Source organism: Pseudorhodoplanes sp. (assembly GCA_032027085.1).
GTDB lineage: Bacteria > Pseudomonadota > Alphaproteobacteria > Rhizobiales > Xanthobacteraceae > Pseudorhodoplanes.
Window position 1 is genome coordinate 2,422,569 of the sequence record JAVSMS010000001.1, and the last position, 14,932, is coordinate 2,437,500.

Below are 14,932 nucleotides of genomic sequence, written 5' to 3' on the forward strand. Positions count from 1 at the left end.
GCCACTGCAATTGGCGTGTCCACCCGGGCCATAGGGGTCTCGGCAACCAAACTTTGGCCAAGCGTCCCATAGCCTGAAAGGTTATCCGCACAGAGGCACAGCGGAATTGCCCGATTGGCGGCAATTATCGACGATATGGCAACTCTTCGGCCGGTTTGCTAACTTGTTGGCCCCTTGCACTGGGGACAGCCCGATCTGTCTGGATAGACTTTTGCCATGAAAGTAATCCGGAATGATCTCATCTCGATCGTGGGACTGCAGGCACCGCTCGACAGTGACGGTGTGCGCCGGTTGGCCCGCCACGGCTGTCTGGACATCCATCAGGTCGATTGGTTGCGCGCCTATCTCGCGACAAGCGGCAAGCGAATGCTCTGCTGCTATCAGGCGGCCGACGCGGAGTCGGTGCGGCATGTGCTTCGGCATCAGGGATTTCCCGACGCTGCGGTGTGGGAAGTCGAAGTCAGCGGCGGCAGCAGGAACGAGTCGGCACGCAAGACCAGCGAATGGACGATCGTGGAACTGGCTCTGGATGCGGCGGATCAACAATCAGCGTTGCTGGCGCAGAGCAGGGCGGTTGATGCCCTGGAGACGGCCGGGCGGCTTGTCGAAGGCGTGTTCGCATCGAAGAGCAGCGGCCGGCTGATATGTCTCGTTGACGGGCATGATGAAGCGAGCCTCGACGCATGCCTGCGGGCAGCGCAGATCGTGCCCGTCGGCATTTGGCGCTGCGCCGAATTCGATCCGCGCCCCCGCAAGCTCTTTGAATCTGGTGCGACAGAAACGCGGTTCCGTTTCGAGACCAAGGCGGCGCGCGCGGCCGCCACCGACTTGACCGACAAGATCAGTATGCTCGACGCCGTCATCATCGGTGCGGGCATCTCGGGGATTTGCGCGCTGCAACGGTTCCTCCGGATGGGGCTGCGCACGCGCTTGTTTGAAAGTGGCAGCGATGTTGGTGGAGTTTGGCACTGGAACCGTTACCCGGGCGCCCGCGTCGACTCGGAAACCTACACCTACCTTTTTTCTTTTTCGGAGGAGCTGCTCCGCGATTGGGACTGGCAGGAGCTGTTCGCGGTTCAGCCCGAAATCTCGCGCTACCTGCGGCACGTGGTGGAACGGTTTGATCTGCGCCGGCACATGCGCTTCGACGCGCCGGTCGCCGCCGCATCTTACGACGAAGCGGGGCGGCATTGGTGGATCGAAACGGAGGACGGCGAGCGTGTCGCGGCACGGTATCTGATCGCAGCGGCCGGTACATTGTCCGCGCCGCAGTTGCCGCACTACCCGGGGGAGGACACGTTCGCAGGAGAGAGCTGCCACACCGCGCGATGGCCCGCCGCGGGAATTGAACTTGAAGGCAAGCGGGTTGCCGTAATCGGCACGGGTGCGTCGGGTGTTCAGGTCATCCAGACGATCGCCGACCGCGTGGGCCAACTTTCGATCTTCCAGCGTACGCCGACCTACTGCATTCCCCAGCGCAACCGTCCGCTGACGCAGGACGATCGGCAGGAAATCCGTCGGTGCTGGGGTCGCATCCTGGCGGCGTGCCGCGAATCCTACGGTGGATTCATCCACAACTTCGACCCAAGGTCAGGTCTCGCGGTCTCCGCCGAGGAACGCGAGGCCCTGTTCGAGGAGCTGTGGCAACGGCCGGGCTTCGCCTTCTGGTTTGGAAACTTCGCCGACCTGATGATGAACCTCGAGGTGAACGCCTATGCCAGCGACTTCATCCGACGCAAGATCATGGCCCGGGTGCACGACCCTGATGTGGCGAGGAAACTGGTCCCCGACCATCCGATCGGCACGAAGCGCGTGCCGCTCGAGAAGGGCTACTACGAGGTCTACAACCGGGCCAATGTCCGGCTGATAGATTTGCGGGAGACTCCGATCGAGCGGATCACGCCGGCGGGCATCCGGACTTCGGACGAAGAGCACGGGCTGGACGTCATCATTTATGCGACCGGCTTTGACGCGGGTACCGGGTCCCTGACCCGGATCGACATCCGCGGCAAAGGCGGTCTCTCGCTCGCCGAAAAGTGGCGCGACGGACCGGCAACTTTCCTCGGACTGCTCGTGAGCGGTTTTCCAAACTTTTTCATGGTCAACGGGCCCCATAATGCGGCAGCGCTCTGCAATGCAGGTCGCTGCATTGAGCAGAACGTCGACTGGATCGCGCGATGTATTGGTCTCATGCGCGCGCAGAACCTCAACCATGTTGTACCCACCCCCGTCGCCGAGCAGGAATGGACCGAGCACGTTTACGACGTTGCCAACGGCTCGGTGCTTGGAAAAATGACAAACTCCTGGTTCTTCGGCGCCAATACGCCCGGCAAGCCGCGGCGGGTGACCATCTATGCGGCCGGTGCACGCAAATACCGGGAGCATTGCGACGACGTCGCCAGCGCCGGGTATCCCGGATTGATGATGTCCTGAATCTCGTTTGAGCGATCCGCGGTGGACCAATAGCCCGAGCACCGATCAGGTGCGGGAAAATATGGCCGCGTGTTTACTGATTGCCCGCTCGCGCGGACATCGACAGCCTTAGCCAAAATAGCGGTCGATGATCCTGCGGTAGACCGCTGTGAGCGCGCGCAAATCAGCGAGCGGAACGCGCTCGTCGATCTGATGCATGGTCTGTCCGACCAGGCCGAACTCGACGACGGGACAGTAATTCTTGATGAAGCGCGCGTCGGACGTGCCGCCGGTGGTGGAGAGCGCGGGCTTGTGGCCCGTCACCTCGGCGATTGCGCTGGCGACAAGGTCGGTGAACGGGCCGGGTTCGACTACGAACACATCCGCGTTGGAAGGCTCCCATTCGAAGGCGAAGCGGATCTTGCCGTCGGCAGCCTTCAGCGCGCGTTGTTCCAGCAGAATTTTCAGGGATTCCTGATTATGCAGGTCGTTGAAGCGGACATTGAAGCGGGCGCGCGCTTCATTGGGGATCAGATTGACGGTCGTGTTGCCGACATCGATCGAGGTGAATTCGAGATTCGACGCGTCGAACAGTTTGCTGCCGGTGTCGAGGGGGTCTGTCTTCAGGGCCAGAATGAGCTTCGCCAGGCTGGTGACGGGATTGTCGGCGCGCTCGGGATAGGCGACGTGGCCCTGCTTGCCGTGCACGATCAGCGTGCCGTTCTGCGAGCCGCGACGTCCGATCTTGATGGTGTCGCCCAGCGTCTCGCGGTTGCTCGGCTCGGCGAGGATGCAATGATCGAATGTCTCGCCGTGCTTGTGCGCCCAGTCGAGCAGCTTGATGGTGCCGTTGACGGCGACGCTTTCCTCGTCGCCGGTGATCAGGAACGAGATCGAGCCTTTCGGTCTGCCGCCATTGGCCTTGAGGTGATCAAGCACCGCAGCGACGCAGGCGGCGATGCCGCCCTTCATGTCTACGGCGCCGCGGCCATAAAGGATGCCGTCCTTGATCTCGGCGGCGAAGGGCGGGTGCGACCAGGCGCTTTCATTGCCTGGCGGTACCACATCGGTATGGCCGGCAAACATCAGATGCGGCGAGCCGGTGCCGATGCGGGCGTAGAGGTTCTGGATGTCGGGCGTGTTCACATCCGAGAAGGTCATGCGATGCACGGTGAAGCCCGCAGCCTTCAGCGTCGTTTCCAGAAACGCCAGTGCGCCACCATCGTCAGGCGTCACCGAGCGGCAGCGCAGCAGACCTTGGGCAAGGGTGACGGGATCGGCGGGCATGGTCGTTTGGCTCTGCACTTTCTCCGTCACCCTGAGGTGCTGGCCGAAGGCCAAGCCTCGCGGCCCAGACATTGCCCGTCATCCTTCGAGGCTCGCGCTCTGCGAGCGCTCGCACCTCAGGATGACGGAGAGATTCTTACGCCGTTGCACTCAATCCCTTAGCAACTCATTGATGCTCGTCTTCGAGCGGGTCTTCTCATCCACGCGCTTCACAATAACCGCACAATATAAGTTCGGTCCCGGCTCGCCGTTCGGTAGTTTCTTGCCCGGCATGGTGCCCGAGACGACGACGGAATAGGGCGGCACTTCGCCCTGATAGATCTGGCCGGTCTCGCGATCGACGATCTTGGTGGACTGGCCGAGATAGACGCCCATGCCGAGCACCGTGCCCTCGCGCACGATCATGCCTTCAACCACCTCCGACCGCGCACCGATGAAGCAATTGTCTTCAATGATCACCGGGCCCGCCTGCAGCGGCTCCAGCACGCCGCCGATGCCGACACCGCCGGAGAGATGCACGTTCTTGCCGATCTGCGCGCAGGAGCCCACCGTCGCCCAGGTATCGACCATGGTGCCGGCATCGACATAGGCGCCGAGATTGACGAATGACGGCATCAGCACCACGCCCGGCGCGACATAGGCGGAGCGGCGCACTGTGCAATTAGGCACCGCGCGGAAGCCGGCCTTTTTGAATTTCGCCGCGGTCCAGCCGTCAAATTTCGAGGGCACCTTGTCCCACCATGCCGCCTTGCCGGGGCCGCCCTTGATCACGCTCATGTCGTTGAGGCGGAAGGAGAGCAGGACCGCCTTTTTCAGCCACTGATTGACCAGCCATTTGCCGTCCGCCTGCTTCTCGGCGACGCGCATCTTGCCGCTGTCGAGCAGGTCGAGCGCCTGCTCCACCGCCTTGCGCACCGGGCCGCGCGTCTTCGGAGTGATGCCGTCGCGCTTCTCAAAGGCGTCGTCGATGGTCTTGGCAAGGGTCGCTGACATGGAGGTCCTCAAGGCAGTGGGCGCGCGGTTTTGTCAGGGCAGGGGCGCGGGAAGTCAAGCGCGCGGCAAGATGCCGTTCAGGAAGCCGACCAGATTGTCAGTCACGTGATCGACATGCGGATCGTTGCGGCCTTCCAGCTCCCAGTCCTCGCGGAAGACTTCTCGCGATCCTTCCGGCACCACCAGCACCGTGGTCATGCCGAGATCATGCGGGACCGCGAGATTGCGCGACAGGTCCTCGAACATCGCCGCGGTCTTCGGATCGACGCCATGGCGGGTGAGAAAACGGTTGTAAGTCTGGGCGCTGGGCTTGGGCTCGAGCTCGGCGGCGTGGATGTCGAACACATCCTCGAAATGTGAGCCGATGCCGAGCCGGCGCATCACCGCGTCGGCATGCTTGCGCGTGCCGTTGGTGAGAATGAGCTTGCGGCCGGGCAGGCCTTCCAAAGCGGTGCCCAGATCGGGATTGGGCTCCAGCGGCGAATGGTCGATCTGGTGTACGAAATTGAGATAGTCGTCCGGCCGCATGCCGTGTTCGGTCATCATGCCGCGCATCGAGGTGCCGTAGCGCTTGTAATAGTCCTTCTGCAGGCGGAAGGCTTCGTCATGCGTAATCTTCAGGAAGTCCGCGATAAAGTCGCGGATACGTCCGTCCACCTGCTGCCAGAGATTGACGTGATGCGGGTAGAGGGTGTTGTCGAGGTCGAAGACCCAGGTCTCGACATGGGAAAAGGTGCGGGCTGTTTGCAATCGGCTCATGGTTTCCAACGTCATTGCTGGGCTTGCCCCGGCCATCCACGTCTTGCTTCTTGCGACGTTTTAAAGACGTGGATGCCCGGCACAAGGCCGGGCATGGACGAATTGATAAAGAACTCATCACTTAAACCTGACCGTGGTCGGCGTGCGCCCCGTGAAATCGATGGCGGTGAAGCCGGTCGCAGCAAGACCGCGGCCAAGACAATCTTGATGGTCGTAAAGCTCGAACTTGATCGGCCGCGTGCACAGCATGGTGCTGCCGCCCCAGACGAGCGGCTTGTCGCCCGCGCGAATGGTTTTGCCGTTCGCGTCCACGGCCTCGCCGAATGAGAATAGCCGGCGCGGATTGCCGGACACTTCCGGGCGCAGGCATTTCCCCGGCTCCACGCGATACCAGCCGCGCGTGACCACGGCGTTCTTGTCCTCGATGCCGAGCGAGGCCATCACTGCGTAGGATGTGTCGTTGCACCAGGTGAAGCCGCTGCCCGGCTTCTGCGCCGCGGCCAGGAGGATGTCGAAGAAATCCGAACGCGCCGCTGCGGTGCTGGTCAGCTTGTTGTCTTGCAGGAACTGCACCAGCGCCGCGTCGGTCTTGGCGCCGCGAATGCCGTCGATCGGCGCAGCGTCATAGCCCGCGACCACCAGCAGCCGCTGGATGCCGGCATCGCGCGCCTGCATGTCGTCATAACCAGCCTCTTCCGCGAGCGTGACAGTGAGGCCCTGTTCGGTCTCGAGCGGCTGCACGGCGCTGAACGGCGCCGGCGTCTGGCCAGCGCGGCAGTTGCGCGCGCCGGCAATGGTGAAATTGTCCTGGCCGACGCAGAATTCAGCCTGTCCGGTGAGCGGCAGGGGCGAGGGGCCATACAGCGCCGGCACGCGTGCATGAATATAGAGCTGGCCGGCCGGCGGCGTTCCTTGCAGAATGGCGCGGCACTGGCCGGGATCGAGCCGGAACCAGCCGCGGGTTGCAGCGACATTGCGGTCCTCGATGCCGAGCGCGGCTTCCGCCACGTAGCTCATGCGGTTGCAGAGGCGCAGGTCTGCGCGAGCGGTGCCGGTCAGCGTCATCACGCCGGCAAATGCCAGCAGCACAGGCGCGAAGCTCAAGAGATATGTCATCGCCGTCCCTGCCCGAATCGCGATGGCCAAGGCTTGCGCGCAACGGCCGGCTGGGCAAGGGCCTGTCCATGCACTGTTTTCAGCCTCGTTCCGGCGTCGCAGGGCATGAACTTTTTTGAAATGCCGCGCATTAAATCAATGGCGCGGCGATCAAGGGAGGCACGAAACCGACAGGAGGCAGGGATGTCCTTGGCCTTGATGCGGAATTTGTTGCTCTCCCTGACATGCATATTGCCGTTCGGTGCGGCAATAGCGCAGTCCGGCACCACTAACGGCGACCACAGCACGCTGCAGATTGGACGCGGACTTATCTGCAACACGGAGCAGCAGGCAGAACGTTACGTCACGGTCTTCGATGGTGATTCAAATCAGGCCGTCGGCAAGGTCAACGCGGAGGCGAATGACGACAATGCCTGCGCGGTCGCGAATGTCGCGTTCATTCCGTTGTCGACCGCTGAGACGACCGTGCGGAACGGCTCCGCGGCCTACCGCGTCGTGCAGATCGTCGTGCTCGGCGTCGTCACGCCATCCGGCGTGCAGAAGGTGCCACCATTCGTGCAATTCGCGGTGGCGCCGGTCGAAGAAATCGAGGCCTGAGGACCCTTCTTCAGAAAAGCGGTGGAGATGCTTCCATGACCCCGTCGCCTGCGGCTATTGCCCCGCCGGCGATGACCTGCGCATAGACCCCGCAATCGGTGTGACCGAAAGCCTGCATCAGCGTCTTCGGGATTTGCATGTCGCGGATGCCCGTTCCCGGCTCGACATTTGTGGCGGCGCAACGGACGATGCGTTTGATGACCTTCAGGCGCACGGTGCCGATCGTCACGATCCGATCCAGCAACTCGAATTCCCGCCAGGCCGGCCAGCCCTGGATGTAGAGGTTGCCGCGAAAGCGCAGTGGATCGACCGGCGCGCCGACGGCGTTCTCGAGCTGCGCCACCGAGGCAAGATTGATGATTGATACGACCTTGGCCGCGACATCGGAAAAACTGTGGCCGTCGCCTCGCAGCACGCGCGGCGGGCCGAGCAATTCGCCGGCGCTGTAGGAGGCGAAGAAACTCTCAATGGCGGTCCGGCCCTCGGGGGTTCGCAGATCGCCCTGCGCGGCGACGCCGCCATTGTGGCGGATGGTCAGCACATGCGTGGCGTCATCGAAATGCGTATTGAGCGCCGCCAGCCGCTCGTTGCGCATCAGCATCAGGAATTTCTGCTTGGGGAAATAGGCCGGCGCCGCCGGGTCGAAGCCGGAGGGGCCGTTCTCGATGGCGTAGAGCCGGTCGGACCGGATGGTCTGTCCGGGCGCCAGCTCCGCCCCCGGCAGCAATTCCGGGGATAAGCCTTTGACGGGATACCGATAAATAGCCTGAATCGTCGCGGTCATGACCGGCCCTTGTTAACCTCCGGCCGCCATTCTTGCCACGAAAATTGAGGGGCGCCCCCTTCCGCCGCTTTAACAGGCTGCCTAAATCCAGTCACGGCGGATGCCTTTGGGTCCGTCAAATTATGCTCGCCGCATGGGGGCCTGACACATGGATTTTGAGAAATTCACCGAACGCGCGCGCGGCTTCGTCCAGTCCGCACAATCTCTGGCCTTGCGCGAAGGCCATCAGCAATTCACGCCCGAACATCTCCTGAAAGTGCTGCTCGACGACCCGGAAGGGCTCGCTGCGGGCCTGATTGACCGCGCCGGCGGCAATTCGCGGCTGGCGCTGTCGGAGATCGAGGCCGCGCTCAACAAGATACCGAAGGTCTCCGGCGGTGGCGCCGGGCAGATCTATCTCGCACCGGCGCTGGCGCGGGTCTTCGACCAGGCGCAGAAGGTTGCCGAAAAGGCCGGCGACTCGTTCGTCACGGTCGAGCGTCTGCTGCTTGCTCTGGCGCTGGAGAAGGATAGCGACGCCGGAAAGATCCTCGCCAAGGCCGGCGTCAATGCGCAGGGCCTGAATGCGGCGATCAATGCGCTGCGCAAGGGCCGCACGGCGGATTCTGCGACCGCCGAAAATGCCTATGACGCGCTGAAGAAATATGCCCGCGACCTGACGCAGGCCGCGCGTGACGGCAAGCTCGATCCGGTTATCGGCCGCGACGAGGAAATCCGCCGCACCATCCAGGTGCTCTCGCGCCGGACCAAGAACAATCCCGTGCTGATCGGCGAGCCCGGCGTCGGCAAGACCGCGATCGTGGAAGGGTTGGCGCTGCGCATTCTCAACGGCGACGTGCCGGAGAGCCTGCAGGACAAGAAGTTGCTCTCGCTCGACATGGGCGCGCTGATCGCCGGCGCGAAATATCGCGGCGAGTTCGAGGAACGGCTGAAAGCGGTATTGAACGAGGTGACCTCCTCTGACGGGGAAATCATCCTGTTCATCGACGAGATGCACACGCTGGTCGGTGCCGGCAAGGCCGACGGCGCGATGGACGCGTCGAACCTGCTCAAGCCCGCTTTGGCGCGCGGCGAACTGCATTGCATCGGTGCGACCACGCTCGACGAATATCGCAAGCATGTCGAGAAGGACGCCGCGCTGGCGCGGCGCTTCCAGCCCGTTTTCGTCAGCGAGCCGTCGGTCGAGGATACGATTTCGATCCTGCGCGGGTTGAAGGACAAGTACGAGCAGCATCACGGCGTGCGCATCACCGACAGCGCGCTGGTGGCCGCGACCACGCTGTCCAACCGCTACATCACCGACCGTTTCCTGCCTGACAAGGCCATCGACCTTGTCGATGAGGCGTCAGCGCGGCTGAAGATGCAGGTCGATTCCAAGCCGGAAGAACTCGACTCCATGGATCGGGAAATCGTGCGGCTGAAGATCGAGCAGGAGGCGCTGAAAAAAGAGAGCGATGCCGGCTCGAAGGAGCGACTGAAGAATCTCGAAGCGGAACTGAAGACGCTGGAGAAGCAATCGGCCGATCTCACCGCGCGCTGGAAATCCGAGAAGGACAAGCTGTCGGATGCGCAGAAGCTCAAGACCGAACTCGAGCAATTGCGCACCGAGCTCGCCAATGCGCAGCGCAAGGGCGAGTATCAGCGCGCCGGCGAACTTGCCTATGGCCGCATCCCCGAGCTTGAGAAAAAGCTGAAGGAGGTCGAGGCCTCGGAAGGCAAGAGCGCGGTCGTTGAAGAAGCGGTGACCTCGCAGCACATCGCGCAAGTGGTGTCGCGCTGGACCGGCATTCCGGTCGACAAGATGCTGGAAGGCGAGCGCGAGAAGCTGCTGCACATGGAGGAGCAGATCGGCAAACGGGTTGTCGGTCAGGCCGAGGCGGTGAAGGCCGTCTCGACCGCGGTGCGGCGCGCACGTGCCGGCCTGCAGGATCCGAACCGGCCGATCGGCTCGTTCATGTTCTTAGGTCCCACCGGCGTCGGCAAGACCGAGCTGACAAAGGCGCTTGCCGAATTCCTGTTCGACGACGAGACGGCCATGGTCCGCATGGACATGTCAGAATATATGGAGAAGCATTCGGTCGCGCGCCTGATCGGTGCGCCTCCCGGCTATGTCGGCTATGACGAAGGCGGCGCGCTCACCGAAGCGGTGCGGCGCCGGCCGTATCAAGTGATCCTGTTTGACGAGATCGAGAAGGCGCATCCGGACGTATTCAACGTCTTGCTGCAGGTACTCGATGACGGACGACTGACCGACGGGCAGGGCCGTACGGTCGACTTCCGCAACACGCTTATTGTGATGACCTCGAATCTCGGCGCCGAATTTCTGGTCAACCAGCCGGAAGGCCAGGACACCGACGCCGTGCGCGATGAAGTGATGGCGGTGGTGCGGGCGGCGTTCCGTCCGGAATTCCTCAACCGCGTCGACGAGATCATCCTGTTCCATCGCTTGCAGCGCAGCGATATGGGACGCATCGTCGATATCCAGATGCTGCGGCTGCAGAAGCTTCTCGAGGATCGCAAGATCGCCATTGCGCTCGATAAGGCGGCGCGCGAATGGCTGGCGGAGAAGGGTTACGACCCTGCTTACGGGGCACGTCCGCTCAAGCGCGTGATCCAGAAATATCTGCAGGACCCGCTCGCCGAACTGATCCTCTCCGGCAAGGTGAAGGACGGGGACAATGTGAAGGTCTCCGCCAGCAAGGCGGGCCTCACGTTCAACGGCGAGGCGATCAAGGAAGCGGCGTAAACCAATCGTCATCCTGAGGTGCCCGGCCGAAGGCCGGGCCACACAGTTAATACCAATCTCGGGCAAACCCGAGATTGGCGGATGGCAACCGTCGCCTTCGAGGATCGCGATCCATGGGTCGCTCGCAGCTCAGGGTGACGGATTGAGTCCGATGCTTGGAACTATCGCCCGGTGACCTGCGCGCTCTGCGCCACGCGCTGCGAGGAGCGCGCCATCATCGCATCGAGGCGATCGCGTTCCTTCTCGAAGCTGGCGAGCATGTTGCCTTCCAGCGAGCGGCCGCGCGGCAGACGGATGCGCATCGGGTCGACGAAGCGGCCATTGACCAGAATTTCGTAATGCAGATGCGCGCCGGTGGACAGGCCGGTCGAGCCGACGAAGCCGATGACCTGGCCCTGCCGCACGCGTGTGCCTTCCTCCATGCCGCGGGCGAAGGCGGTCATGTGGGCGTAAGCCGTCTCGTAGCCGTTGGCGTGGCGAACGCGGATATACTTGCCGTAGCCGGATTCCCAGCCGGCCCGCTCGATCACGCCGTTTCCTGAGGCGAAGATCGGCGTGCCATTCGCCGCCGCCCAGTCGACGCCGGTATGCATCTTCATGTAGCCGAGAATGGGATGGCGGCGGACGCCGAAATTGGAGCGCATGATGCCGTCAGCGAGCGGCTTGCGGACCAGGAACTTCTTCGCGCTCTTGCCGGTGTCATCGTAGTAATCGACGACGTTGTCGTCCGGCGTCTGGAATCGGTAGAATTTCTTCACTTCGCCGCCCACGGTGAGGGACGCAAACAACACCTCGTTGCGGCCTTCGACCCCCGGCGTTTCCTCTTCGCCGGCGTAGAGCACATCGAACGAGTCGCCCGGCTGCGCCTTGCGCTGGAAATCGACATCGTAGGAATAGACGCGGATCATTTCATCGACGACGGGGCGCGGAATCTGGTTGCGCAAAGCCGTCTCATAGATGCTCTGATAGAGTCGAACGCCGGAGCCGTCGTCTTCCTCGTCTTCGCCGGCATCGGCCACCGCCTGGTTGATGCTGTTGACGTCGACGGAGACGTATTTGCCGTGGTCGGAAAGCGCGACAACGGCCTCGATCACGCTTTCATTGGCAACGATCACGCGCACCGGCTGCTGCCGCGCGCCGCCCGCCATTGCCGAGAGCAGGATGCGCAGTCTCTGGCCTTCCTTCAGGCCATTGTCGCGTCCGCGCGGGCCGAGCGCGGCGGCGACGGATTTGATGTCCTCGGGCGCGGCGCTGAGATCGCGCAGAATGGCGGAAATGTTTTCCCCCTTTTTCACCGTCACCGTGCGCTCGTTCCAGCCATTGCCGCCGGTCGTCTGGCTGTTGGTTTTGGGCAGCAGGGTAATGTTTTCCGGAACGATGCGGGCCTCAAAGCCGGCATAGGGATCGGGCGTGCCGTCGGCGGCGTAAGCGAGGCGGCCGTTGGTCGCGATGCTGGCCACTGCGAAGGACGGGCCGCTGCGCCCTGACCAGTTGGCCGCTTCCCGCACCCGCGTGATCACCTCGTCCATCGGCAGCGAGCTCGCGACCTTCATGCGCGGCATGATCGCCGACAATTCGCGCTGCACGAAAGAGACTTCCGCATCCGGCTCGGCATTCGCGGCGAGGCTGGCTTCCGGCGCGTCCGAAGTGCCGTCAGCGAGAAGCTTTTGCGGATTGAAAGGAGGAATATTGGCGGAGAGTTCGCTGGTGGAGAGGGAGAGATTGGCGGAGACGCTGACGAAGGGGCGTACCCGCACCACTTCACGATTGCCGACCCGGCTGGTGATCGAGTCGCGAATGACGATGCGGCGGGCATTGGCTTCGCCGGCCGGCGGCAGACGGTCGCTCTTGCGCGGGCCGGTCGCGCGATCGCCGGAGCCGATGGCGCCGCGCAGCGCATTTTCCATGCGCTCGGGCAAGGCCGCGAAATGCGCTTCGCCGTCGAGAGATGTGAAAACGGCGCCGCCCATCAGCGCGGCGCCGCACAGACCTGTGAGAATGATCCCGGAAAACCATTGTGCTGAAACGCGCCGGCGATCGACCGTGACGCCGGTGCCGCCATCCACCGAGAGCGGCGGCTCATTGCCCAGATCCACCGGATCGGGCTCGCCTCTCAGCCGGTATGCAGCGCGCTTCCCGTGATCCAAACCGTCGTCCCCCTGCACTCGCGAGCGCGCGTGTCGCTTTGAGTATCGTCACGAATTCGCCGGCCGTCCCTAGACCCGGGCGGGCGGCACGATGCCGTGCCATCCCTCTGTCCGTCAATGACCTGTGGTCATTCCCGTTCTGGCCGCGGCGTTAAGTCCGCCGAGAATTAAAGCGTTGATGATTTCCCCAAACCGGCCCCGTGCCGGCATGTCCTGGTCAGCGAATCCGGCGCGAACCGAGCCCGCCAAACGAGAAGAACGGCCGAGGAATGTGGCTTGAGTGCGGCGTCGGGCGGGCGGTGAACAGGGCTTGTCCGGCCGGAGCAGGCTCCCATCTCAGGGGCTGGTGATTTGTGCATTATCGGCAAAAATTCGTGCCAAATCGCTGCGTAATCTTGTTGACATCAATCTAGGGGCAGACCTATATACGGCCCTGTTGGACGCGCCGCCCGCCTTTGAGGGCGCGATGGCGCGCCCCTGAAGCACTTCACTGATAAAGGTGAAAAAGGCCGCCGGCCGCAAGGCTGGAGGGCAAGGGCTTCGACGGCTCTCCGGCAACTCGGGGAGTGGAAATCGCCAGATTTCCGGGCTGTTTGACAGGTGAATCGGAAGAAAGAGAAACGTGGACGGCGGGTCCTTGCGGGCCGCTTCCCGAGGCGGAGAAATCTGCCAAAGGCGCGGCCGGAAGAGACACGGCGGTACACGTTTCTAAGGTACATCGCTGATTGCGCGAGCAATCAGGTGATGGACCTCGTCAATAGTGGCGGCGCGCAAGCGCTGCTGCGAACGGTCTTGCGCAAGCAAGGCTGTGCGAAACGTGTGATCAGCCGAGATCAAATCTCATCCAACTTGAGAGTTTGATCCTGGCTCAGAGCGAACGCTGGCGGCAGGCCTAACACATGCAAGTCGAGCGCCCAGCAATGGGAGCGGCAGACGGGAGAGTAACACGTGGGAACGTACCCTTCAGTTCGGAACAACCAAGGGAAACTTTGGCTAATACCGGATACGTCCGTAAGGAGAAAGATTTATCGCTGAAGGATCGGCCCGCGTCTGATTAGCTAGTTGGTGGGGTAATGGCCCACCAAGGCGACGATCAGTAGCTGGTCTGAGAGGATGATCAGCCTCACTGGGACTGAGACACGGCCCAGACTCCTACGGGAGGCAGCAGTGGGGAATATTGGACAATGGGCGAAAGCCTGATCCAGCCATGCCGCGTGGATGATGACGGCCCTAGGGTTGTAAAGTCCTTTCGACGGGGAAGATAATGACGGTACCCGTAGAAGAAGCCCCGGCTAACTTCGTGCCAGCAGCCGCGGTAATACGAAGGGGGCTAGCGTTGCTCGGAATCACTGGGCGTAAAGCGCACGTAGGCGGCTTTCTAAGTCAGGGGTGAAATCCTGGAGCTCAACTCCAGAACTGCCTTTGATACTGGAGAGCTTGAGTTCGGGAGAGGTGAGTGGAACTGCGAGTGTAGAGGTGAAATTCGTAGATATTCGCAAGAACACCAGTGGCGAAGGCGGCTCACTGGCCCGATACTGACGCTGAGGTGCGAAAGCGTGGGGAGCAAACAGGATTAGATACCCTGGTAGTCCACGCCGTAAACGATGGATGCTAGCCGTTGGCGAGCTTGCTCGTCAGTGGCGCAGCTAACGCATTAAGCATCCCGCCTGGGGAGTACGGTCGCAAGATTAAAACTCAAAGGAATTGACGGGGGCCCGCACAAGCGGTGGAGCATGTGGTTCAATTCGAAGCAACGCGCAGAACCTTACCAACCCTTGACATGTCCAGTATGAGCACCAGAGATGGAGCTCTTCAGTTCGGCTGGCTGGAACACAGGTGCTGCATGGCTGTCGTCAGCTCGTGTCGTGAGATGTTGGGTTAAGTCCCGCAACGAGCGCAACCCTCGCCCTTAGTTGCCATCATTCAGTTGGGCACTCTAGGGGGACTGCCGGTGATAAGCCGCGAGGAAGGTGGGGATGACGTCAAGTCCTCATGGCCCTTACGGGTTGGGCTACACACGTGCTACAATGGCGGTGACAATGGGATGCAATGGGGTGACCCTGCGCAAATCTCAAAAAGCCGTCTCAGTTC

The 14,932-nt window shown here is 62.4% G+C and carries 9 protein-coding genes and 1 rRNA gene (1 of these 10 running past the window's edge); 4 read left to right on the top strand and 6 right to left on the bottom strand.

The features are described 5' to 3' along the window. Positions 1–216 precede the first annotated feature (216 nt). Positions 217–2,433 (top strand): DUF4242 domain-containing protein, encoded by a 2,217-nt coding sequence (locus RO009_11715; protein MDT3685697.1) that lies wholly within the window; start codon positions 217–219, stop codon positions 2,431–2,433. A 108-nt stretch (positions 2,434–2,541) separates the two neighbouring features. Here the strand turns inward: RO009_11715 and dapE are convergent, their stop codons facing one another. The 4 genes from dapE to RO009_11735 all read right to left on the bottom strand — a co-directional run bounded on the left by dapE (position 2,542) and on the right by RO009_11735 (position 6,567). Then, positions 2,542–3,699 carry a succinyl-diaminopimelate desuccinylase gene (gene dapE, locus RO009_11720; GenBank protein ID MDT3685698.1) on the bottom strand — a complete coding sequence of 386 codons (1,158 nt, stop codon included), beginning with the start codon at positions 3,697–3,699 and terminating at the stop codon, positions 2,542–2,544. A gap of 150 nt (positions 3,700–3,849) precedes the next feature. Continuing rightward, complete coding sequence (dapD, locus tag RO009_11725; GenBank protein MDT3685699.1) at positions 3,850–4,692, bottom strand: 2,3,4,5-tetrahydropyridine-2,6-dicarboxylate N-succinyltransferase; 843 nt, start codon at positions 4,690–4,692, stop codon at positions 3,850–3,852. A gap of 54 nt (positions 4,693–4,746) precedes the next feature. Further along, positions 4,747–5,451, bottom strand: a complete 705-nt coding sequence (locus RO009_11730) for a pyrimidine 5'-nucleotidase (protein ID MDT3685700.1) — start codon at positions 5,449–5,451, stop codon at positions 4,747–4,749. A gap of 117 nt (positions 5,452–5,568) precedes the next feature. Continuing rightward, a complete protein-coding gene (locus tag RO009_11735; GenBank protein ID MDT3685701.1) occupies positions 5,569–6,567 on the bottom strand; it encodes a DUF1036 domain-containing protein in 999 nt (332 codons plus the stop codon). Positions 6,568–6,750: 183 nt separating this feature from the next. Between RO009_11735 and RO009_11740 the strand changes: the two genes are divergently transcribed. Continuing rightward, on the top strand, positions 6,751–7,164 hold the full coding sequence (locus RO009_11740) for a hypothetical protein (protein ID MDT3685702.1): 414 nt from the start codon (positions 6,751–6,753) through the stop codon (positions 7,162–7,164). 10 nt (positions 7,165–7,174) lie between these two features. On the opposite strand, the gene RO009_11745 is transcribed toward RO009_11740, so the two are convergent. Beyond that, positions 7,175–7,948 (bottom strand): MOSC domain-containing protein, encoded by a 774-nt coding sequence (locus RO009_11745; protein MDT3685703.1) that lies wholly within the window; start codon positions 7,946–7,948, stop codon positions 7,175–7,177. Positions 7,949–8,096: 148 nt separating this feature from the next. Here RO009_11745 and clpB point away from each other — a divergent pair, with 148 nt between their 5' ends. Further along, positions 8,097–10,694 (top strand): ATP-dependent chaperone ClpB, encoded by a 2,598-nt coding sequence (clpB, locus tag RO009_11750; protein ID MDT3685704.1) that lies wholly within the window; start codon positions 8,097–8,099, stop codon positions 10,692–10,694. A gap of 161 nt (positions 10,695–10,855) precedes the next feature. Here clpB and RO009_11755 read toward each other — a convergent pair whose 3' ends face one another. After that, positions 10,856–12,841, bottom strand: a complete 1,986-nt coding sequence (locus RO009_11755; GenBank protein ID MDT3685705.1) for a M23 family metallopeptidase — start codon at positions 12,839–12,841, stop codon at positions 10,856–10,858. A gap of 845 nt (positions 12,842–13,686) precedes the next feature. On the opposite strand from RO009_11755, the gene RO009_11760 reads away from it, so the two are divergent. Beyond that, positions 13,687–14,932, top strand: a 16S ribosomal RNA gene (locus RO009_11760) (it continues 239 nt past the right edge of the window).